At 63.2% G+C, this 21,824-nt stretch carries 13 protein-coding genes; 2 read left to right on the plus strand and 11 right to left on the minus strand.

Annotation, left to right across the window (positions count from 1 at the left end; all coding sequences use genetic code 11):
* Positions 1 to 29: 29 nt before the first annotated feature.
* The 10 genes from GJ700_RS05145 to GJ700_RS05190 form a co-directional block, all read right to left on the minus strand.
* Entirely contained in the window at positions 30 to 1,973 is a 1,944-nt protein-coding gene (locus GJ700_RS05145) for a hypothetical protein (protein ID WP_154371604.1), read from the minus strand.
* Positions 1,974 to 1,986: 13 nt separating this feature from the next.
* Positions 1,987 to 2,328: a DMT family transporter gene (locus GJ700_RS05150; RefSeq protein WP_195763790.1), complete on the minus strand. Its 342-nt coding sequence runs from the start codon at positions 2,326 to 2,328 to the stop codon at positions 1,987 to 1,989.
* 8 nt (positions 2,329 to 2,336) lie between these two features.
* A complete protein-coding gene (locus tag GJ700_RS05155) occupies positions 2,337 to 3,824 on the minus strand; it encodes a UbiA family prenyltransferase (protein ID WP_154371606.1) in 1,488 nt (495 codons plus the stop codon).
* Positions 3,825 to 3,840: 16 nt separating this feature from the next.
* Positions 3,841 to 8,157: a glycosyltransferase gene (locus GJ700_RS05160; RefSeq protein ID WP_154371607.1), complete on the minus strand. Its 4,317-nt coding sequence runs from the start codon at positions 8,155 to 8,157 to the stop codon at positions 3,841 to 3,843.
* Positions 8,158 to 8,159: 2 nt separating this feature from the next.
* Positions 8,160 to 9,497: an FkbM family methyltransferase gene (locus GJ700_RS05165; protein WP_154371608.1), complete on the minus strand. Its 1,338-nt coding sequence runs from the start codon at positions 9,495 to 9,497 to the stop codon at positions 8,160 to 8,162.
* 8 nt (positions 9,498 to 9,505) lie between these two features.
* Positions 9,506 to 10,735: an ABC transporter ATP-binding protein gene (locus tag GJ700_RS05170; protein ID WP_154371609.1), complete on the minus strand. Its 1,230-nt coding sequence runs from the start codon at positions 10,733 to 10,735 to the stop codon at positions 9,506 to 9,508.
* A complete protein-coding gene (locus GJ700_RS05175) occupies positions 10,735 to 11,535 on the minus strand; it encodes an ABC transporter permease (RefSeq protein ID WP_154371610.1) in 801 nt (266 codons plus the stop codon). The genes GJ700_RS05170 and GJ700_RS05175 overlap by 1 nt, the downstream gene beginning before the upstream one ends.
* Before the next feature lie 221 nt (positions 11,536 to 11,756).
* Positions 11,757 to 12,506 (minus strand): Crp/Fnr family transcriptional regulator, encoded by a 750-nt coding sequence (locus GJ700_RS05180; RefSeq protein ID WP_154371611.1) that lies wholly within the window; start codon positions 12,504 to 12,506, stop codon positions 11,757 to 11,759.
* Between the two features lie 76 nt (positions 12,507 to 12,582).
* Positions 12,583 to 13,824 carry a tetratricopeptide repeat protein gene (locus GJ700_RS05185; RefSeq protein ID WP_371867838.1) on the minus strand — a complete coding sequence of 414 codons (1,242 nt, stop codon included), beginning with the start codon at positions 13,822 to 13,824 and terminating at the stop codon, positions 12,583 to 12,585.
* Entirely contained in the window at positions 13,821 to 15,692 is a 1,872-nt protein-coding gene (locus GJ700_RS05190; protein ID WP_154371612.1) for a CHASE2 domain-containing protein, read from the minus strand. Before GJ700_RS05190 ends, GJ700_RS05185 begins: the two co-directional genes overlap by 4 nt.
* A gap of 182 nt (positions 15,693 to 15,874) precedes the next feature.
* Here GJ700_RS05190 and GJ700_RS05195 point away from each other — a divergent pair, with 182 nt between their 5' ends.
* Positions 15,875 to 17,296 (plus strand): FecR family protein, encoded by a 1,422-nt coding sequence (locus tag GJ700_RS05195; RefSeq protein WP_229506815.1) that lies wholly within the window; start codon positions 15,875 to 15,877, stop codon positions 17,294 to 17,296.
* 142 nt (positions 17,297 to 17,438) lie between these two features.
* Here GJ700_RS05195 and GJ700_RS05200 read toward each other — a convergent pair whose 3' ends face one another.
* Positions 17,439 to 17,687, minus strand: a complete 249-nt coding sequence (locus tag GJ700_RS05200; RefSeq protein ID WP_154371613.1) for a hypothetical protein — start codon at positions 17,685 to 17,687, stop codon at positions 17,439 to 17,441.
* 103 nt (positions 17,688 to 17,790) lie between these two features.
* On the opposite strand from GJ700_RS05200, the gene GJ700_RS05205 reads away from it, so the two are divergent.
* On the plus strand, positions 17,791 to 21,717 hold the full coding sequence (locus GJ700_RS05205; RefSeq protein ID WP_154371614.1) for a DUF4214 domain-containing protein: 3,927 nt from the start codon (positions 17,791 to 17,793) through the stop codon (positions 21,715 to 21,717).
* Positions 21,718 to 21,824: the final 107 nt, after the last annotated feature.

Consider the following 21,824-nt stretch of genomic DNA (forward strand, 5'->3'; position numbering starts at 1 on the left):
TCGTTTCAGGCGCTGTGCAGGGGCGCGGCTTACTGCACCCCGGCCTGCAGCAGGAACAGCGCAAGCTTGCGGCCATCTTTCGGGCCCGGGCTGCGCGGCGATTCATGGCGCAATTCCACTTGCAGCGTGCTGGTGGTGGCGGCGTTGGGGATGCCGACCGGCGTACCCGCCTGCAAGTCATGCCATCCCGTGTCCGTGCCATTGATGATGACGCGGGTGCGCTTGTTGCCGTCAAAATAGCCGCCCCGGATCACCAGTTGCGTATAGGCGCCTGGCTGCGCATAGGCGATCTGCAGTTGCGAAACGTCGCCCTGGCTCCACATGCCGGCCGGCTTGCCGGGAGGCTGTTCCAGCACGCTCCAGCCCTGGCCCTGGATGACCGTGGTGGCGCTGGTGAAACGGTCGGGCGTGACGTTGACCGGCGCCACGCAGCGGATCGGCCCATTCAGGTAAATCCACACGCCCTTGCTGCGCCGGCCCTGCTTGCCGCCCGAGGTGGACTGGCCTTTGCCGCACAGCGCTGTCGCGACGTCCGGCAGGCTGGCGTGATACATGGCTTTCATGACGATGCCATTGACACGGTAGGCATACGCCCGCGCCGCATCGACGTTGTAATCTTCCCTGCCGCTGGCGCGTTCCGCAAAGATTTCAGGCTCCGGGTTGTACAGCGACGGCGCATGGCGCATGACGAACGATGCGATGGGGCCGAATTCGGTTTCGCTGTAACCGGACGCCGCCTGCATGGCGGCCGCCTGCACCAGCAGTACCCCCGCCAGCAGTGCGCGCGGCCAGCGCGCGGCCTGGCGCAGGCGCCACAGCAGCAGGAACAGGAAGGGCATGGCGCACCAGAACGCGTAGCGCATGACCCCTGCCGCGCCGGAATTCCAGTTCTGCACCATCATCGCCGGCACCGAGTACGCGACGGCCAGCGCGCAGCACAGCAGCAGCGCCAGCGCGCGGCGGTTGCGCTGCGCACGCTCCATGCCGCGCCAGCCCCACAACAGCAGCATGGCCGCCACGGCCGGGATGGCGATGATCATGCCCTGGTTGAGGTCAAGGAACAGCGAATGCAGGCGTCCGGGCCCGATCAATTCCTTGCTGGTGCCGATTTTCGCAATGATGCTGGTGACGCCAAACGTGTGCTGGTTATACGCCAGCGGCACGGCAAACAGGACGCCGCCCAGCAGCAGGCCCGCCAGCGGGCGCGGGCGCAGCGCGGCTTTGATGCCGTCGCGTAGCGGCATCCCGGGCTGCAAACACCAGGCCAGTGCAGGCAGCGCGCCCAGGGTCAGGACGATGCTAGGGTTTTGCAGCGACGCCAGCCCGACCATCAGGCCGGCGCGGACCGGCGCGCCGCTGCAATACCAGGCAAAGCCGGCCAGCAGTGCCGCAGCGCTCATGCATTCGGGGCTGCTCCAGTTCCAGTACAGCAGGCCGCCGCTCAGCATGTACAGCGCCACGCCGGCCAGTGCGCGCGGGGCGCTGTCGAACAGCCGCATCAGCGCCAGCCCCAGCACGAACACCAGCGCCAGGTTGACGACCTGGTAGCACTTGACGGGATTGATGCGGGTCAGCTGGAATAATTTGTAAGGGGCTGCCGCCAGCACGGAATACGCGGAAAAGTGGATCGCGTACACCTTGCCGTCCAGGCCACGGTAAAAGCCCGGCAATGGCACGGTCACGGCGGAATCGTTCAAGCCCTTTTCCAGCGCGTCGAGATGCACCTTCATATGGGGTTCCATCAAGCCGCGCACCTGGGCGATATCGGTCTTGCGGATATCGACACTGCCGTGCGACGCCATGGCGGCGGTCATCAGCAGGTATTCGGCGGAGTCGCCCATCAGCCGGCCTTTGCGGACGGCCATCAACGCCAGCAGCGCGATGGCCAGCACCAGCACCAGCACCAGCATGCGCCAGCCGGAACGTTGTTGAACCAGCGAACGTGGCGCGACGGCCGGAGGCAACGTAGTCAATCCCGGTCCCCGTTCAACGCGCCAGCAGGAACGCGCCGGCGCCCACCAGCGCGATGCCGGCCAGCTTGGCGGCCGACATCGGTTCCTGCAGCGCCGCATAGCCGGTCAGGGTCACCAGCGCCAGCGTGATGGCGGTCATGACGGGATAGGCCAGGCTGATTTGCAGCCGTTGCAGCGCGATCGAATAGCAGATGAAGCCCAGGCCATAGCTGGCGCAGGCGCTGCCCAGCCAGGCCAGGCGGGCAAAGTTCCAGTCCGTGCCGGCCTGGCCGGACAGTTTGATCAGGTAGGTGGACAGGGCGCTGGCCAGCGCGGCGCCGGCGCACCACAGGAAACCGATGACAGAAGGGCTCATGTTCATTTTTAATAAGTTGCGGCCACCAGCAACAATGCCGACAAGCCGATGGTGGCCAGGCTGACCGGGTCTTTGCTGACGTACAGCACCGGATCTTCGTTGACCTGGCCCCGGAAGGCCAACGTCCACAGGCGCCCCAGCCAGAATACCAGCAGCGGCACGATGCCCAGCAACAGTGGCGGCGTGTGGTAGCGCGCCAGCACGTCGTTCGAATTGAAGTACAGCATGAAGATCACCACCGACAAAAAGCCGGCGTTAATGCCCATCATGGCGATCGGCGCCTTGTCTTCGATGGTGTAGCCACGGCCGCTGGTTTTTTCCTTGCCGCGCCGCTTCAGGTTATACAGTTCGCTGTAGCGCTTCAGCAGCGCCAGGCTGAGGAAAATAAAGAACGAGAACGCCAGCAGCCAGAACGACGGCGTGATGCCGGTGGCGGCGCTGCCGCCCAGTACGCGGATGGTGTACAGCAGCGACAGCGCCACGATGTCGACCATCATGATGCGCTTCAGGTAAAACGAATACGCCAGCGTGCTGGCAAAGTACACCAGCACCACGGCCAGCAATACCGGATCGTAGGCGACGCACAGCGCGATGGCGCCCAGCGCCAGCAGCGGACTGGCCGCCATGGCCAGCGGCAGCGGCAGTTTGCCGGATGCGATCGGGCGCTTGCGCTTCACCGGGTGCTGGCGGTCGTCCTGCGCATCGAGCGCATCGTTGAGCAGATAGGCGCTCGACGCGCACAGCGAAAACGCGATAAACGCCACCATCGATTGCACTGTCGTATCCAGGTTGAGCGCGTGCGCGCCCAGCATCGGCAGGAACACCAGCAGGTTTTTCAGCCACTGGCGCGGACGCATGGCCTTGAACAGCGCCATCAGCGGTCCGCTGCGCTGTGCACCCACGCGTTCGGTGCTACGGCCGTCGGCCAAGGTGAAGGGACGGCTGGTGACGGAATACGCGTGGCGCGCCGCATCCCAGACGGGAATGTCGACGTGCGAATTGCCGATGTAATCGTAACCGCGCGCACCGTAGCGCTCGACCAGCGCGCCGGCCTTGTTGCTCGACGTGAGGTTGATGGCGCCATCGGTGGCGTGCACTTCGTCGAACACTTGCAGGTGGGCGGCGATGCCTTCGGCCAGCGCGCGCTGGCTGCCGGTGGCCAGCACGATGCGGCGCCCGTCACTGTATTGCGCGGAAATATCGGCCAGCAATTCGCGGTCGTACGGCAGGTGGGCCGGATGCGGCTGCACCATGGCGGCAATGCGGGCCTTGAAGCCGGCCTTGCCCAGCAATAGCCAGAGCGGCAGGCGCCACGCTTGCCAGAAGTGCACGCGCAGGAACAGCAGCAGCGATTCCCACAGCATGTCGCTGTAGATCAGCGTGCCGTCCAGGTCGACCACCAGCGGCGGCTCGCCGGCGCGGCGGGCGCCGCGCTTTTGCTGCATTGATGGCTGCATCGGCTGCGGCATCGTCAGTTGAGTGTAGGTGTCGGACATAAGTCAGTTGTGTTGTTCAGGCCGCCTTGGGAAACAGCGTTTCCGTCAATACAGCCACATTTTGCGCCCAGGTTTGCCACGGCATGCCGGTGCTGGCGGCCACCTGGCCCGCTTCGTTCAGTTGCAGCCATTCTTGCACCGCCGCCGCCAGTTGCGCGCCATCCTTGCCGCTGAAGTACAGCGCATGGTCGCGCGCCACTTCGCGGAATACGGGAATGTCGCGCGCGATCAGCGGCAAGCCGTGGCGCGCCGCCTCGATCAGCGGCAAGCCAAAGCCTTCGCCTTCGCTTGGCACCAGCAGGCAGGCCGACGCGCCATAGACCTGGTCCAGGTATTCGTCGCTGATGCCGCGCAGCCAGTGCAGGCGCTTGCCCAGTTCGGGGTGGTTCGACAGCCGGCCGATGATGGACGGGATGGTGCGGCGTTGCCCGTCCGGCAAGCCTTTCCAGCCTTCGCCGCCAACGATCACCAGGCGCACGTCGGAACCGCCCGCCCACAGTTGCTCGAACGCATCGAGCGCCTGCAAATGGCCCTTGCGCGGCTCGATGGTGCCCACCATCAGGAACGATGGGGCGGAAGCCAGGTCGGCCAGCACGGCGCCGGCGTCGTCCGGCAAGCCTTTGGACGGTGTGGATGCGGCAATGTCGGCGCCATGGTGCACTACCGCCATCGGCGGCACGGTCGCTTGCGGCGCGGCCTGTTGCAGCCAGTTGCGCGTTTCATCGGCCACCGCATCGCTGATGCAGATCAGGCGGTCGGCATTGGCGCTGACGGCCGACAGCCACTGGCCGAATTCGCTGTCGGTGCGCGGCGGGAAGAATTCCGGGCGCAACACGGGCAGGATGTCATGGATCAGGAAATGCACGCGCACGCCCTGGGAACGCCAGCGTTCATACAGGCCGTTGCGGGCCGCTTCGATCACGGCGCGCGGGAAGAAGTCCGGGCTGTAGAACACGTCGCCGGCGGCAACCTTGACTTCTTCATCGATCACGCCGTGGCTGTCGGTGCCCAGCATCTGGTGGATGTAGCGGCGCGCATAGCGGTAATGCCAGTGGCCGCCTTCATCGGTCAGGTAGACCGGGAACACGTGGTAGGCCGTGGTCGGCGTGCGCAGCAGTTCGGACAGCTGGGCGCGCACCACGCGCTGGATGCCGGTCTTCAAATCGTCGCGCGCCACGGCCGACACGTCGACCAGCAATTGCGGCGCGACTTCGCCCGCTTCGAACTTGCCATGGTGGTTGCCGTGCACCGTCACGTCCATCAATTGCTGCGCGCTTTGCTCCCACGTCAGCCATGGCATGGCCGACGATGGCGGCGCCTTGCCCGCTCGGTGCAGTTCCAGCCATTGCACAATGGCGCCGGCCAGGTCTTGCGGTTCCTTTCCGTCGAAGTAATAGGCATGCTCGCCCGCCACTTCGCGGAACACGGGGATGCCGCGCGCGATGATCGGCAGCTTCTTTTGCGCCGCCTCGATCAGCGGCAAGCCAAAGCCTTCGCCTTCGGACGGGGCCAGCAGCGCGGCGCAAGATCCATAGAGCTTCACCAGCATTTCATCGGATACGCCCGGCAACCAGAACAGCTTGTTTTCCCGCTGCGGGTGGTTTTCCAGGCGCTTGACCAGTTGCTCGACCATCCAGCCATTCTTGCCGACGATGACGAGGTTGACATCGACGCCCTGTTGCCACAGCAATTCAAAGGCGGCCAGCGCCTGGCCCTGGCCTTTACGGGGCTCGAGCGTGCCAACCATCAGCAAGGTAGGGGCCGATTGCACGGCCTGCATCACGCGTTCCGCGTTGGGCGGCAAGCCGGTGGACGGCGCGCTGGCGTCGATGTCGGCGCCCAGGTGGAAGTAGCCCAGCTGCACCGGCGTGACGCGGCGGTTCGGGTGCGTGGCCAGCCATTCGGCCACTTCGTCGGAAACGGCGCGCGAAATCGACGCGATGCCGTCCACCACCGTGGTCATGCTCTTGATGTAATCGCCATAGTGCTTGTCGGTGCCGTACGTGAAGCAGTCGGGGCGCAGCAGCGGCAGCAAGTCATACACGACGAACCAGATCGCGACGCCGCGGCGGCGCATGTCCAGCAACAGCGCTTCGTTTTGCATGTTGGAGTTGGCCGCCAGGTCCAGCCCCAGGAACATGTCGCCCGCGCCCGTGTCGACCGGCGCATCTTCCAGCGTCTTGCCGTATTCGGCGGCTTGCGGCGCGAACTGGCCGCCCAGCATGCTGGACGTGAAGCGGCGCGCGTAGCGGTAGGGACGCATCAAGCCTTGGCTGTAGACGGGTTCCACGCGGTAGCCGGGCGGCGGGTTTTTCAGCAGCGCCAGCACGATGCTGCGCACCACGCGCTGGATGCCGGTCTTGAAGTCGGCCTGCACCAGCGCGGAGATATCGACCAGCAACTGGCGGCGGCCCTGGCCCGCCTGCGCGCGGTTGTGCGCGATGGCGGCGGCCAGGTCCAGCAGCGCCGCCTGCGACGGCGGGCGCGGCGCGTCGGGACGCGCCAGCGCCGTCACCATGCGGCCATAGCTGGCGGCCTGGCTGTGCTGCGCGAAGTGTTCGATGGCTTCCACGTACAGGCGGCCGACGTGGGCCGGGCTGTGCTCGGCGCGCACGAAGGCGCGCGCCGCCTGCGACAGTTGCGCGCGGCGCGCGCTGTCGCCATGCAGCGTTTCCAGCGCCTGCACCATATCGCTGGTGGTGAATTCGTCGGCCAGCTTGACCAGCACATGGTCCGGCAAGTCGGCCGACGCGCCGTGCGCATTGATGATGGTCGGCACGCCATGCAGCAGGCAGTCGAGCGCGGAAGCGGAACTTTCGCCCCGCGTTTTCGTGCGCAACTGCACCGACGTGTCGCTGGCCGCCAGCCAGTGCGCGTAATCGGTGGCCGAGGCAAAGCCCGTGATGCGGATACGCTGACCGAGGCCGCTGTCGGCGATGCGTTGCTGCAGCGCCAGGCCATACGGGCCGGGATCGTTGGCGCCCACGAAGACCAGGCGGCACTTCCTGTCCTGCGCCAGGCGGGAGGCCAGGAAGGCTTCCAGCAGGCGGTCGTTCAGCTTGATGCTGCCCAGCATGCCGAAGGTGCTGACGATGTATTCATCGTCGGCGATGCCCAGCGCCTGGCGGGCGGCGCGACGCGCTTGCACCGGATCGTTATCGGCGCCCTGGCCGCGCAGCAGCGGCAACGTACGCCAGCCGTCCGCGGCGCCCGGTCCGTACCATTTTTCCGCCAGCCGTTTGGAAAACTCGCTGTGCACGATGACGCCGGCCGCATGGTCCAGCACGTCCTTATTGCACGGGAATTCCCAGATCGATGGATTGCGGCCATGCTGGCTGTGGTAGTGCAGGCCGCTGTGGCCGTGCGACGCATACAGCGCATCCATGAAGGCGTTGGCCTGGTCGCCGTCGCGTTCCATGTTGTCGAGCACACCGGACAGATAAAAATCGTGCAGCACCACCACGCCGGGATGGCGTTTCAGCAAGCCGAACATGTGCTTGTGCATGTTCGAATTACCGAAATGGTAGACGATGCGGTCGAATTCGGCTGCATGGTCGTCGAACCATGCGGCGCTGCGGATGGGGAAGCGCTGCAACGCGGCGTCCGGCGTCGCACCAGGCGTCGCGATCAGTTCGATCTGGTAGTGCTGTTCGATTTCCGCCAGTACTTCCGCGCTGTAATCGGCAATGCCGGAGTGTTCCGGCGGCAGCGGGGAAATGTAGGCGAGGCGGGGGCGGGCGGCGGATGCCGCTGGCGCCGGTGCGGGAATATCCGCCAGCGCCGCAAGCAGCGCGGCGGCGCCCGTGTCATCCGGCGCGGCGGCCACCGCGTTGGCGCCCAGCGCCTTCAGCGGCGCCTGCACCGCATCGTCGCCTGCCAGTACCAGTTGCGCCGAGGCCAGCACGGCTTGCAACTGTTGTGCGTGGCGCAGCGTGCGTGCGCCGCTGTACAGCCACGCGGCGTTGAGTACACCGGGAATCGTATCGAGTTCCGCATCGGCATAGGCGCCATCCAGGCGCAGCGCTTGCACGACAACGTCCGCGCCGAGCGACGCGAAAAAGCCCTTGCGCACTTCGCGCGCGGTATGGCGTTGCCAGTTGCCGGTGGCGCCGCGCGGCGCGGTGTACGTCAGGATGCGCGCAGGCGGCAGCACTTGCGCCAGTTCCGCGCGCAGCGTATCGATGCTGTCCGTATGGCTGCCGTGCAGGGCGGCGATGGTAGTATGGCCCTCCTGTACACAGCGGGCGGCCAGGGCTTTGACCAGCGCCAGCGCCGGGGAAGAGGCGGGGGCCGCATCCAGCTGGCAGCCCTGTAAATCGATGACGATGCGCATGTTCAGTGTTTCGCTTGTTGTTCAAAGGCGCGCTGCAAGTCGGCCAGCACCGTGCGTGCCGACTGGGGCAGGGCGCGCAGCAATTCCGGCACGTCCGGCGCGGTTTGCGCATCCGGCGCGGTGGCGCTCTTGGCGGCAGCCAGCGTGGCGGCGACCTTCTGTTGCAGCCAGGGCGACCTGGCAATGATCGGCAACGTGGCGCGGCGCAGGCTTTCGCGCGACGTCAGCCATTTCAGGCCGCGCCGCAGCGCGCCCTTGGCCTTGCGTTTGACCAGGTTGGCGGGGCTGTTGTCGCCGCGCCGCATGATGAAGCGCATCGGCGCGGTGATGCGCCACGACGTGCTGGCATAGACGGCCAGCAGGCGCTGTTCCAGGTCCTTGCCCCACGCATCGGTGCTGTTCAGCGTCGCTTGCAGCGCTTCCGCGCGGGCTTCCAGCGCGTGCAGCTTGACCTGCGTTTGCAGCAATTCGTCGGTGACTTTCGCGCTGTGCGCCTGTTCGGATTCCAGCGCCTGGTGCAGCTTCGCGTTGTCTTGCTGCGACTGGTCCAGGTTGCCGGACAATTCGTTGGCATAGCCATCGAGCTGCTCGATGCGCTCCCAGCCTTCCTTGACTTGCCGCGACAGGTCCTTGCCCTTGGCCCACGCCTTATCGAGGTGGTGCGTGATGAATTCATCGAAGACGTTGGGCTGGATATCGAGCGCGGCCAGCAGTTCGCTGTGCTCGTCCGCCACGTAGTAGCGGTTCAAGCCGTCGAAGTAGGCGTAGCGGTAGCCGTGCGGCAGCACCAGGTGTTCCCACGTCTCGTGGTTGGTGGTGCGCTGGCCCGGCAGCGTGGCTTCGATCACCAGCACCCACGGGCGCCAGCGCTGGAAATCCATGCCTTTCAAGACTTCGCCCTCGAAGCCTTCCACGTCGATTTTCAGGAAGTGGATCTCGCCCTGCGCGTGTTCCGCGCAGATATCGGCCAGGGTGCGCATCGGCACCTTGACTTCCGTGACGTCATAGCCTTCGGCCCGGTGTTCCTTCGCCACGGCGGCGTCGGTCGAGGCCCAGCCATTCATCGACGGCACGTCGAACAGCGTGATTTCGCCTTGTTCGGCGCCGGCCGCGCAAGTCAGGTTGATGTCGCGCGGGCGCTGTTCGACGAACGGCTGGCGGTACGACGGCATCGGTTCGACATTGACGCCATGCCAGCCGGCGTCGTAAAACGCCTTGGTGACGGAATGCAGTTCCGGGTCGTTGGCGCCGACGTCGATGTAAAAGCCGTGCTGAATTTTGCCGAGCGCGCGCCACAGCAGCACGTCTTCGAAATTCTGGGAATAGGAAATGAAGGTCATGGCAATGTTTATGCTGGGGCGCGGCTGATTTCAATGGTGGGTTCGATCCACGCCGAACCTTCGAAATAGGGGCGGCGCATGTTCACGACCGTGAACACCAGCGCCAGGTCGCGCCATTCGTAATTATTGACCAGGTGGGTTTCCGTGCTGACGATGGCGGTCGCCACCGAATACGTGCCGGCGCCCAGGTTGGCGTTGAAGCGGAAGCGGTACACGTTCGCCTCGCCCGGCTGCACGTCCGACAGCGGCAATTGCTGCAAGTCGGTATTGGTGCCATACATCGGCTGGCCCAGGCGGTCCTTGATCATGTAGCCCAGCACCATGCGGGGAATGTGCGCCTTGGCCAGCACCGTCACCTGCAACGTCACGGTGGAACCCACGTCGATCACTTCGACCGGTTGTTCGTTTTCGTCGAGCAGCGCGATGTGCGACACCGTCGCTTCGCCGGTGCCGGACACCACCTGCACCTTGCCGTCATCGCGCGACAGCAATTGCAGGTTGCTGTTTTCGCGGTCGGCAATCAGCGCATTGTAGTAATCCATGATTTCTTCGGGCGGGCCTTCGCGCGACAGGCGGCCGCCATCGAGCAGGATGGCGCGGTCGCACACGGACTGGATGGCCTGCTTGTCGTGCGACACCAGCAGCAACGTGGTGCCGGCGCGGCGGTACTGGCGGATGCGCTCGAAGCTCTTGTGCTGGAAGTAGGTGTCGCCCACGGACAAGGCTTCGTCGACGATCAGGATATCCGGGCGGCGCGCGGTGGCGACGGAAAACGCCACGCGCATCTGCATGCCGGACGAATACACGCGCACCGGCTGGTCCATGTATTCGCCCACTTCCGCGAACGCTTCGATTTCCGGCATCAGCGCCGTGATTTCATCGACGCTCATGCCCAGCAACTGGCCCGCCATGTAGACATTCTGGCGGCCCGTGAAATCGGGATGGAAACCCATGCCCAGTTCCAGCAACGCCGCCACCTTGCCTTCCATGTAGACGGAGCCGGTGGTGGGTTGGGTGGTGCCGGTGATGAGCTTTAACAGCGTGCTCTTGCCGGCGCCGTTAATGCCGATCAGGCCCACGGCTTCACCCGGCGCGACATGGAAATTGATGTCTTGCAGGATCCACTTCAGCTTGTGCTGGGGCCCCTGGAACGGCAGCAGCCATTCGCGCAGGCGCGACGAGCGGGCCGGATATTGTTTATAGGCCTTGCCCAGGTTGGTGACAGTAATCGATCCCATCAGAGTTCATCCACCATTTCACCCGCACGGTGGCGGAACAGATACAAGCCCAGCGCGCACAGCAGCAGCGCCAGCACAAACGGCCCGGCCAGCGACGCCCAGTGCGGCGCCTGGCCCGTGACGAGGATATCCTGGCACGCCTTGATCGGGGCCGCCATCGGGTTGTAGGCCATGGCGTCGCGCAGGCCTTCCGGAATAATCGATGACGGGTAGACGATGGGCGTCAGCCAGAACCAGAATTGCAGGAAGATCGTGAAGAACTGGCCGACGTCGCGGAAGAACACGTTCAGCACGCCCAGCACCATTCCCAGGCCGATCGCCAGCAGCACCATCAGGCCGATCACGGGCGCCAGCAGCAGGAACACGGCGCCGGGGAACTGGCCGGATGCCAGCAGGAACACCGTGAACAGGCCGAAGATGATGCCGAAGTTGCTGAGCGCATTGAGCACCACGATGACGGGCAGGCAAATGCGGGGAAAGCTGATTTTCTTGAGCAGGTTGGCATGCTCGAGGAACATGTTTTGTCCCCGCGCGAGGATTTCCGAAAACAAGCCCCACGTCAGGATGCCGGCGCACAGGTAAATGCTGTAGCCATACTGGCTGGTATCGCCCGGCAGGCGGCTTTTCATCACTTGCGAAAAGATCAGCGTGTAAACCAGGATCATCGCCAGCGGGCTGAGGACGGTCCAGGCCGCGCCCAGCATGGTGTTGCGGTATTTGGCCTGGAATTCGCGCCGTACGCTGCCCATGACAAAGCCGCGGTACGACCACAGTGCCCGCATCATCATGCCCGAAATCATGCCGCCACCCGCGATACGGGCAGCAGGTGTGCTGTTGAAACTGTCATTTGAAATGCTGGTGCGGCGCGGTTCAGGCGGCGCAATCTGGAAAACTGGTAGGAGGCGGCATTATACCGTACTGCGGCGGGGGGACTTGCCACACATGTAACAAGTTGCTGCAAGGGAAATTATTGAAACGTATGCTTGGTGGCTTGGCGAACCGTCATCCACCAAGCGCCGGACTAGCTCTGCACCAGCTTCTGCAACGCTTCCGGATTCTTGATCACCAGCCGGTGCGGCTCTTTCTGCACAATCCCCTGCTGCACGAGGGTTAACAGCGCCCGCGTCACGGTCTCGCGGCTGGTATTGATCATGTTGGCAATATCCTGGTGCGTCGGCAGGTTTTCCACCACGGTGCCGTCCGGATTCTTTTTCTGCATCAACACCAGGTACGTGTAAATCCGTTTGGCCGTATTGTTAATACTGAGCAATGCCCGGAATTCCGAGTCGCGCTGGATTTTTTGCGCCAAGTGTTGCAGCATCTGGCGCGCCACGGACGGGCAGTGCGAAAACAGGTGCATGGCCGTGGGAGCGGGCAGGAAGGCGACCAGCACGTCCGTCAACGCCACCACCGAGGCGGAACGGGTGGTGTTATTAATCAGTGCAATTTCGCCAAAAAAGTCGCCGGGCGCCAGCATGCGCAAACCAATGGCGCGGCCGTCTTCCGTCACGTCGATGACTTGCAACTGGCCGGCCAGCAGGAACATCAATCCGTCGCCGCTGCCGCCCTTGTGCAGGACGACTTCGCGTTTTGCATATTGGCGGATGCGGATATCAGCCTTGACCTTGACAATTTCCTCATCGGTCAACTCGGCCAGCAATGGAATTTTGCGCAGGTGAATCTGAATGCTGCGCTCTTCCGGCGCTGGCGCGGCGCTGTCGGGCGCCGCCGCGTCAGAACTTTCACTGGAAATAGAGCTGGATGACTTCATTGGTTCGAATTTGGATGGCTGTACCGTAATGGTACCTTAGATGGCGCCGGACACGCCGGGCACAAGATGCTGGCGGTCAAGGTCCCTGCCACTGCCAGCTCAACTGCAATTGCCGGTTATTGTACTGAAAGATCGGGATATTTTCCTTGTTGATGACCTGGCGTGCTTCCAGCACCACATTCTGGCTGCGCGTGACCGGGTAAATAAACGTGGTGCGGAACACGTGCGTGGTCTGGTCGCGCACTTGGGCAATGACGCCCGGTGCATAGGGCAGGCTGCTTTTCCATGCCTGCATGGTATAGCCGAGGTCGGCTGTGATGCCGCTGCCGTAGCGGTGCCGCCACTGCAGGCTGGATGACCAGCCGCGGCGGTCGCCGCCAGGGCGGGCCGAGGCCGCCTTGTCTTCCTGCACGCCCAGGCTGGCGTTGATGGACGTCGTGCCGCTGCGCCGGCTCAGCATGCCGCGCAATTCTCCCGTGGTGGAATCGAAATTTTGCAGCGTGACATAGCTGGCATGCGTCAGGCCGCCCAGCACGTGGAATTGCAGGCTGTAAGGCAGGGGCATGGGCGGGCCAACCCGTGCCTGCAACTGATACTGGCGCTGGTAAAACTGGCCGCCCAGGGTAACGAAGCCGGCCAGCGCGGAGCCGCGCACGCTCCAGTCGCCAAAGCGCCACGGGGTTTCCGCACCGGCAAACAGCGCGCCGCTGTCGTATTTAGTCAGCGTATCGTTGTGCCGGCCCTGGAATTGCACAAAGCCGATGGCGCCATTGGGCCCGATGTCGCGCAGGTATTCGCCCGACAGCATGGTGTACTGGTCATGCTGCGGACGGAACTCGGGCGACAAGCCCAGGTCCGCCACGCCGAGGTCGCGGGTGGAGCCCTGGTTGACGTTTTGATCAATGCCGCGCGACACCGTGATGCTGTATTGGCTCAGTGGCAGCGCGCCGACGCAGCCGGCGCTACGGGTGTTGGCAATCAGCTGGACAATGCCCGGCGGCGGGTCGAAACGCAGTTCGATGACGTTAAACAAACGTTCCGCTTCGTCCTGGTTGCCCAGGCTGCATTGCAACAGCGCCAGCTCCAGCCAGGCGCCGGCGTGCGATGGCGCCATATCGATCACGCGTTGCAACGTGGCATTGGCGTCATTCTTGCGGCCTTCCGCGATGGATTGCAGCGCCTTGTCGTACAGGATATCGGCTTCGCTGGGCGGGGCGGCTTGCTGCTCGGCATGCGCCGGCGCGCACGACAGGGCGACCAGCATGGCGGCAAGGGCCGCCAGCACGGCAGCGCATACACGGTCGCGGTGGCGGCTCACGCTGCGGCCTCCGGGGAGGCAACGAGGGAATTCAGGGTATACAAAGTAGTCAATTTTTCCTTGCCCCGCAGCCGGCGCTCACCCAGCGGCAGGAAATCGTGGCGGCGGGCATGCGTGACCGTGCCTTCGCCGATGATAATGTCATACGGGTAGTCGCGGGCCGCCTGTTCCAGCCGCGACGCGGTGTTAACGCTGTCGCCGACGGCAGTATAAATGCTGCGGAATCCGGTGCCGAAGTCGCCGGCAAACGCGGGGCCGCTGTCGATGCCGATCCGGACCCGGAGCGGAGGGAAGCCCAGCGCTTCGCGTGTGCGGCTGAATTCCCGGACCCGCTGCACGATGGCCGCCGCGGCATCCAGCGCCAGGTCGGCGTGGGCGGTATTGGGCAGCGGCGCGCCCCAGAACGCCACCAGGCCATCGCCCGTGTATTTATCCAGCGTGCCGCCGGCGGCAATCACGGGGCCGGTCAGGCATTCCAGGAAATCGCGCGTGAGTTTGGCGGCATCGGCCACCGGCAGCGCCTCCACTTGCGTGGTATAGCCTTCCATGTCGGCAATCAGCGTGGTGACTTCCAGCTGGCGCGGCGCAAGGGGATCCTCGATGTCGCTGCGCAGCAATTGCTCGACCACGGCCGGGGCGACGTACTGGCGCAAGGTGTCGAGCAGGTGGCGCGACTTGCGCTGGGTGAGTTGCCAGTGGTACGGCACTGCGACGGCCAGCAAAAACAAATTCGTCGCCACCGGGCCCGTGGTGGAAAAGCGGCCGTCGTGCGGTGCGATGACATACGCCAGCAGCAGCCAGGTTCCCGTCAGCGCGGCCAGCATGCCGACGCCCAGCACCGCAGGCAGGCGCGGCAGCGCCCATCCCGCCAGCGCCACGCACAGCAGCGCATATAAACTGCCGATCCAGCGGCCCGGCCATGGCGCCGGCGCGACGCCATCGCGGATGTCCAGCAGGGTCGACAGGATGGCGGCCTGGACACCCAGGCCCGGCCGGTTGGCGGCAAACGGCGTGGTGACGCGGTCGCCCAGCCCCAGCGACGAAGAACCGACCAAGACCAGCCGTCCCGCCGCGCTCTCGGGCACGATGCGTTCGGCCAGGATATCGGCGGCGGACACCACGGTATAGGCATTCCAGTCGCGCTGGTAGCCGACCCTGAGAAGCCCGTCGGGCGCATTGGGCAGGCCGCCACCGCAGCACGTGACTAGCGCCTGGCCCAGCGCCGGATAGACTTTGCCCTGATAGGCCGTCAACAGGGGCACGCGGCGCAGCGCGCCATCCGGATCGGGGATAAATCCGATATTGCCGACGTGCGGCAAGTCGCTCCAGGCGGGCTGGTTGGCGACATAGCCGGTGGCAAACGCCACTTGCCGGCTGGTGTCGGCGCCGGACAGGGCGCCGGCCAACTGGCCCTCGCGCAACAGCCACGGGCGCCCGACGCTGTAATCAAATGCCTGCGCCATTACCAGCGGGCCGTGGCGGGCCAGCATGGCCAGCCGCGTGTCGCCCTCCGTATCGGCCGGGTTGGGCAAAACAATATCGAGCGCGACGCCGCGCGCGCTGTAGGTGGTCAGCAGGGTTTCCACCAGGTCGGCCAGCCTGGCGCGGGGCCAGGGCCACGGGCCCAGTTCCGCCATGCTGGCTTCATCGACGTCCACCACCAGGATGCGCGGCTCCGGCGCATCGCTGCGGTGCCATTGTATATAGCGGTCGCGCAGCCACTCGTCGGCAAACAGTGACGTTCCCGGTGCGGCCAGCCACTGCGTCCACAGCGCCAGGCCCAGCGCTGCCAGCGCGATAACGCCCCGGACAGCGGCGGGCGGCAAGGCAGGAAAGCGGTTTGCCAGGAATGCGATCGCTTGCTTCAAGGTGGGTGTTAAATAAAAGAAATGCAAATGATCTGACAGTATAGCCGGTTGCCTGATGGCAGGCACCCTTTGCTACAAAGTGTAACGACCCCGGCGGGCTTAAATGTTTTCGGAGAGAATGTGATAGCTATCACGGAGTTTGTCTGTCATTTTCAGGACAATTGCCGGAAAAGGGGAACACCATGTCACGTCACATTTTCGCCGCCGCAGCCATCTCGCTGGCGGCGCTTGCCATGAACACTGCCTATGCTGCGGAAGCGGGCAGGATCATTTATGTCGCCGGTTCGGCCCAGGTGGCCGACCGCGCCGCCGTGCTGAACGCACCCGTGCAGGAAGGCGACATGCTGGTCACCGGCAAAGACGGCTTTGTCTATATCCAGACGGCTGACAACGGCCTGTTCATTTTGCGTCCGTCGACCAAGGCCCGCATCGCCACCTACTATATAGATAAGAAAAATCCCGCTAATACCCGCATCAAGCTGGAATTGCTGAGCGGCGTGGCCCGCAGCCAGTCGGGTGAAGCCGTGAAAATGGCGCGCCAGAATTTCCGTTTCAATACGCCCGTGGCCGCCATCGGTGTGCGCGGCACGGACTTCGTGGTGGCGGCCGACCAGGAAAGTACCCGTGTGACGGTGTTGTCCGGCGGCATTACGCTGAGCGGCTTCGATGGCGCATGCCGTCCCGACGGCGCGGGTCCGTGTGAAGGTTCCGCCGCGCGCGAACTGTTTGCCAACCAGAAGGGCGTGCTGTTGCAATACCGCCGTGGCCAGGCTGCACCGCAACTGGTGCCGGAAGCGAATGGCGTGACGCCGGACAGCATTGCACCGCCGCGCCCGGACGAGCCGGCCAAGCAGGGCGGTTCCGCATCGAACCTGCCGCCGCAGCCTAGCCTGGATGCACGCAAGACGGCTGACTTGCAGCAAAAGGTGGCTGACCAGAATAATCCCGGCAGCAAGAATGAACCCACGCAGCCGCCTGATCCGATTGTGACGGTGCCGCCGGTGACCGAGGTGGGCACGAAGCCAACGGACCCGGTGACGCCGGTGGAACCGCCTAAACCAGTGCAACCTGAGCGCCAGATCGTGTGGGGGCGCTGGCAAACGCTGGCTGACAGCACGGCGCCGTCCGTGGATTTTGTGGCGCAGCTGGGCAAAAATTCGCAGCTGGTCAGAAAAACCGAAGATTACGTGCTGTTCTATACGGAAGGCCGGGAAGCCCAGGTGCCTGAGCGGGGAGCAGTATCGTTCACGCTGGCGCAGGGTGAAGCCACGATCCGTTATGACAATACGGCGATCGCGCCGGTGGTCTCCAAACTGGAAAACGGTCAGCTGAGTTTTAATTTTGATAACCGTACCTTTGCGACCAGTTTCGACGTGGTCAATTCCAGCGAACGCCTGTCGCTGCAATCGACTGGCCTGGTGGCGTCCAATGGCCGCTTCGCCAGCGATAACTCGGTGTATTTCAAACCCAATGCCGTCTATGTGGATGGCTTCCTCAGCCAGGACAAGGGATTGAACGCGGCGTACGTGTTCGAGAGCCGGCTGTCGCCGCAGCGGACCATCAATGGCATCACTTACTGGAACAACCCCGTAACGCCTAAGTAAATCCGCTTACCGCGGCCAACCGGCCGCACTTCCCAAGCCGGATCCCAGCCGTGTGCCGCTGCGATCCGGCTTGTTGTATTCTGGCGCCGTTGTCGTGCTCATCAGGATGACGTGAATTTGCAACAGTGGGCGCTGTGCGTATTTACATTTGCTTACCAAAATGTTTCGGGTGGTCTTGCAGGGCTGTCTGATCGCTCCAGGTGCTTGAAAAATTAGTGCTTCGACCATTAAAAAGCGCCGGTTTTCGCAGTATCTGCGGGCTATAGCCGCCTTCCGGGTGGAATCCTTGCAATGACCGCAATCTTCCAAGATAATGACCCGCCGTTTTAATTATCAATGAAATATTTGCTATTTTTCTGAGGATGTTGAGGTGAATTGTGATGACCGTCACATTCTCAACCTCTTCCCTTTGAGATTATTCGGTACGTTGATTGCAGAAGCCACCGCGTGTGCTGCAAGGAACATTAATCAATCTTCCCTTTACGGAGTTATAAATGGGTATTTACGCTCAAGATCTGCAAAAGCTGTACGTTGCATACTTCAACCGTCCTGCTGACCCAGCTGGTTTGCAGTATTGGGAAAAACAGCTGGAAGCCAAAGCTATCACCCTGGACGTGGTGGCCAAGAACTTCAGCCAAGACACTGAATACAAAGCAGCATACGCTGGCAAGACCGCTGTTCAGATCATCGAAACCATCTACAACAACCTGTTCGGCCACGGCGCCGACACCGCAGGTCTGCTGTACTGGGCCGACCTGCTGAACACCGGCAAACTGACGATCGACGTGATCGTTCGTAACATCTCCGAAGGCGCCCTGACCACCGACAAAGTAGCCTTCGAATCGAAAGTTGCTGCAGCCGGTTCGTTCACCGCTGCTGTTCTGCTGACCCCAGGTGCTACCGCTGCTTACAGCGGCGCCACTGCCAACGCAGTTGCCAAGGCTTACCTGACCACCGTTGTTGACGCGACCTCGCTGGCAAACGCCACCACCGCTTCCGCTCTGGCATCGGCAATGCAGAACGTGATCACCGTGGTTAACCCAGTTGACGGCGCTGCTCAGCAAGCTCAGAAACTGGCTGACGCTGCTGCGACCGAAGCTGCTGCTAAAGTTGCCGCTGCTGCAACCGCTGCCGCTGCAGTGACCACCGCAGAAAAAGCTAAAGCTGACGCTGAAACCGCTGCTGCCAAGACCGACGCAACCGCGCTGTCCGACGCTGCTACCGTTGCTGCTGACGCTTCGACCGCTGCTGCTGCTGCCAAGGCTGACGCTGCTACCGCCGTGACCGCTGCTCAAGCTGAAAAAGACGCAGCCCTGAAAGCTGGCGACCAAGCTGCTTACACCGCTGCTTCCGCTAAGCTGGCAACCGCTCAAGCGACCCTGGAATTCACCACCGCTAGCGCCGCTCTGAAAGCAACCGCTGCTGCTGACGCTAAAGCTGCTGCTGACGCTGCTGTTGCCGCTGACAAAGCTGCTGTGGATGCAGGCACCGCCCTGACCAAAGCTGTGACCGACGCTGGCACCGCTGCAACCGCTGCAACCGCTGCTGCTGCCGCTGCTAAAGCTGCTGCTGACGCATTCGTTGCTGCTGCCGCTAAGACCGTAACCGCAACCGATGACGTGGCTGCTGCTGCTGCCGTGACCGTTGCTGCTGCTGCTGTGACCAAAGCTGCTGACGCACAAGGCGTGGTATCGGTGATCAACAACACCGCTGCGTACACCACCGCTGCTGCCACCACCGCCGCTGCTGCTACCGCTGCTACCACCGCTCACGACTCCGCTGCTGCCAAGATCGCTGCCGTGACCTCGATTGCAACCGCTAACGACGCTATCACCGCTGCTAAAGCTGAAGTTACCGCTGCAACCACGTACAAAGCTGCTGCTGACGCTGGCCTGGTCATCGCTACTGCCTACGACGCTGCTGCTAAAGCAACCTCCACGACCACCGACGACAAAGCTGCTGCTGACGCGCTGACCGCTGCTACCGCTGCTGCTACCGCTGCTGCGACTGCACTGGCCACCGCTACCGCCGATCAGAAAGCTGCTGAAGCTCTGCCAGCCAACTTCGCTGCTAAGACCTTCACCCTGACCACCGGTGTTGACCTGGGTACCAACTTCACCGGCGGTGCTGGCGAAGACACCTTCTACGCTACCGCAGAGAAGACCTTCAATGCGCTGGATACGCTGGACGGCGGCGCTGGCAACGACACCCTGATCGTTGCTGACAATGCCAACGCTGTTACCACCGTCGGCACCAAAGTGACCAACATTGAAACGGCAACCCTGTCGTCCTCGGCTGGTGTGACTGCTACGACCACCGGCTGGACTGGCCTGACGAACCTGAGCGTTGTTGGTACCGGTGCGGAAACTATCACTGCTGCCACCACCACCACCGTTACCGCTTCGAACAGCAGCACCAACACCATCGACATCATCGGTGCTGGCGGCGTTGTTACTGCTGCGACTGGCGCTGGCGCGATCAACATTGGTCAAACTGCTGTTGCCAACGCGATTACTTCCGCTGTAATCTCCGGCGGTTCCACCGTTAAGGTGCAAGACCGTTCGGGCTCCTCGGCTGCTACCGGCTCGACCCTGAAGTCCGTGTCGATCGACGGCAACACTGGCACCGCAACCCTGACGGGTAACGCCATCAACAGCGTTTCCATCGCTAATACCGGTACCGCGAGCACCGACATCGTTGCTGCTGCTGGTACCCGTACCGACACCATCACGCTGAACACCGTTGGCGCAGGCACCGTAACGGACGCTACCGCAACCACCCTGAACGTGGTCGTGGCTGGTTCCGCTGCTACCACCGGCGTGACCGTTTCCGGCGCTGCTGCAACGTCCGTAAGCGTAGCAAACAACAGCACCAAGGCGACCACGATCGCTGCTCTGACGACTGGCGCTGCTAAAGCTGTTGCCCTGTCGGGTTCCTCTGCTATCACCATCTCCGCTGACACCCTGGACGCAGCTGTTGTTATCACCAGCACCAACTCCAAGGCTGTAACGCTGACCCAGGCCCTGACCGCTGGCCAGCAGTACGTTGGCACCAACTCGGCTGGTACCGACACCATCTCGATCGCTACCGGCACGACCGTTGCCGACACGACCGGCGCTGGTGACGACTCCGTGACCGTTGGTGGCGCGTTCGGTACCGGTGGTTCCGTTGACGCAGGCGCAGGTACCGACACCCTGGTACTGACCGAAACCCTGGCCGCTAACGACAGCCTGTCCCTGAACGGCACCTTCGCTGGCAAGATCAGCAACTTCGAGCGTCTGAGCCTGACTTCGGTAACCGCTTCGAAAACTGTTGACCTGAACAACCTGGACGGCATCAACCACGTGACCACCACCGCTGCAACCGCACTGGTACTGGACAACATGGCTGCCAACGGCACCGTCGTTCTGACCGCCGGCACCAACGTGGTAACGGTTAACGAAATCAGCGCTACGACCAACACCAATGACGTGCTGAACGTCACCGTGACGCAGACCGCCGACACCGCTTTCGGTACCGTGACCGCTTCCAACGTAGAGACGCTGAACATCACCTCGACCGACAGCAACTCGACCGTTGCAGGTACGGTTGACCATACGTTGACCGTGGTTGATACCGCTGCTAAGGCGATCGTTGTAACCGGCAATGCACACCTGACCCTGACTCAGGCAAGCACCGCCCTGACCTCGATCAATGCTTCGGGCATGACCGTGACGTCGGCAACCTCGGCAGCCGACACCGCTGGCCTGAACTTCGCTAGTGGCGATCTGGGTCAAGCTGCAACGGCAACCGGCTCGGCTGGCGTTGACACGCTGGACTTCTCGGCTATCACGACCTCCAAGTCGGTCACCATCAATGGCGGCCTGGGTGGTACGGCTGGCAACGCCGGCGATACGCTGATCGGCGGTGCAGGCGATGACACCATCACCTTCACGGGTCTGGGCAACGCAACGCTGACCGGCAATGCTGGTGTGGATATCATCACCGGCGCAACCGGTGCTGATACGATCTGGGGCGGCGCAGGCGCTGACAAGCTGACCGGTGGTGGCGGCAACGACACCTTCAAGTTCACCGCAGTGTCGGATTCCGCTCCTGGCGCGTTCGATACCATCGCTGACTTCGTGGCGAAAACCTCGTCGGCTAACGGCGATGTGATCCAGCTGAGCAACTCGATGTTCGGTGGCACCGCTACGACCGTGAACGTGTACGTCGCTAACAGCGGTTCGCTGGCACTGGCTGCTCTGGGTTCCGCAGCTCACACGACCAACATCGTCAACGTGGCGCTGGACTCCTCGACCGGCACGCTGTACATCGACGGTCAAGGCGTTTCGGCTGACCACATCCCAGACGGTACCGCCGACATGGCAATCGTTCTGACCGGTGTAACCACCATCACCTCCAGCGCATTCACCCTGGTGTAATGTGACCTGAAGATAGAGGCGCAAGCCTCTAGCCTGAAAAACCGGACGGTTCGCCGTCCGGTTTTTTTTATGGGTATATGATTTTTTTGATAACTTCTTGGCTACAA

This window comes from Pseudoduganella rivuli, from assembly GCF_009674485.1.
Lineage (GTDB): Bacteria > Pseudomonadota > Gammaproteobacteria > Burkholderiales > Burkholderiaceae_D > Rugamonas > Rugamonas rivuli_B.